Below are 1,263 nucleotides of genomic sequence, written 5' to 3'. Positions count from 1 at the left end.
GTGGAAGTTATCATTCGGACCGTACAGGTTGGTTGGCATTACGGCGATGTAATTCGTGCCATACTGCAGGTTGAAGCTTTCACACATCTTCAGTCCCGCAATCTTTGCGATGGCATACGGTTCGTTCGTATATTCCAGCGGGGAGGTGAGAAGCACCTCTTCCTTCATCGGTTGCGGAGCCTCACGCGGATAAATGCAGGTACTGCCCAGGAACAGCAACTTCTTCACCCCGTGACGGAAACTTTCACCAATCACGTTCTGCTGAATCTGTAAGTTCTGGTAGATAAAGTCCGCACGATATTGCAGGTTGGCCATGATGCCTCCCACGTGTGCCGCAGCCAGAATCACCGCATCCGGCTGTTCCTCGTCAAAGAACTTCTTTACCGCTATCGGGTCCAGCAAATCCAGTTCCTTGTGCGAACGTCCTACCAGGTTATTATAACCTCTTTCCTTCAGGTTATTCCAGATAGCGGAACCCACCAGTCCGTGGTGTCCCGCTACATATATCTTCGCTGATTTGTCCATATTCGACAAATTAATTGTTTATTGTTTCAGAGACAGAAGAACAAAAGAACATATAATCTTCATTATTAATTCTTCGTTCTTCATTCCTCATTCTTCATTATTTCACGATTCCCTTCTCCAGATACTCTGCCAGGTTCGTGCGAATCTGTTCTCCCGCCTTTTCTACGGCCACTTTCGCCATATCCGCATCCACCATGATTTTTACCAGTTCCTCAAAGGTTGTCTTCGACGGATTCCAGCCTAACTTAGCCTTCGCCTTTGTCGGGTCACCCCAGAGATTCACTACGTCTGTCGGGCGGTAGAAATCCTCGCTTACCTCTACCAGGCACTTGCCGGTAGCCTTGTCATAACCCTTTTCGTTGATACCTTCACCCTTGAATTCCAGTTCGATGCCCGCATACTTGAATGCCAGGTAACAGAATTCACGTACACTGTGCTGCACACCCGTAGCGATGACGAAATCTTCCGGCGTTTCATGCTGCAGAATCAGCCACATACATTCCACGTAATCCTTGGCATAACCCCAGTCGCGCAGTGAGTCCAGGTTACCCAGATACAGCTTCTCCTGTTTTCCCTGTGCAATGCGGGCTGCAGCCAGCGTAATTTTACGTGTTACGAAAGTTTCCCCACGACGTTCCGATTCATGGTTGAACAAGATACCCGAGCAGCAATACATATTGTAAGCCTCACGATATTCTTTTACAATCCAGAAACCGTACAGTTTGGCCACTGCATACG

2 protein-coding genes are annotated in these 1,263 nt (G+C 48.2%); both read right to left on the bottom strand.

Annotation, left to right across the window (positions count from 1 at the left end; translation table 11 throughout):
* Nucleotides 1–525 (bottom strand): NAD-dependent epimerase/dehydratase family protein (locus DXD04_RS16550; RefSeq protein WP_117674216.1); only part of this gene is annotated, 525 nt, incomplete at its 3' end.
* A 97-nt stretch (nucleotides 526–622) separates the two neighbouring features.
* Nucleotides 623–1,263: GDP-mannose 4,6-dehydratase (locus DXD04_RS16545; protein ID WP_259299587.1), on the bottom strand; the 641-nt coding region annotated here is incomplete at its 5' end.

This window comes from Phocaeicola plebeius, assembly GCF_003437535.1.
Taxonomy (GTDB): Bacteria; Bacteroidota; Bacteroidia; order Bacteroidales; family Bacteroidaceae; genus Phocaeicola; species Phocaeicola plebeius_A.
The sequence above is the reverse complement of the archived record's forward strand: the minus strand, read 5'-3'. Positions and strand labels throughout refer to the sequence as shown.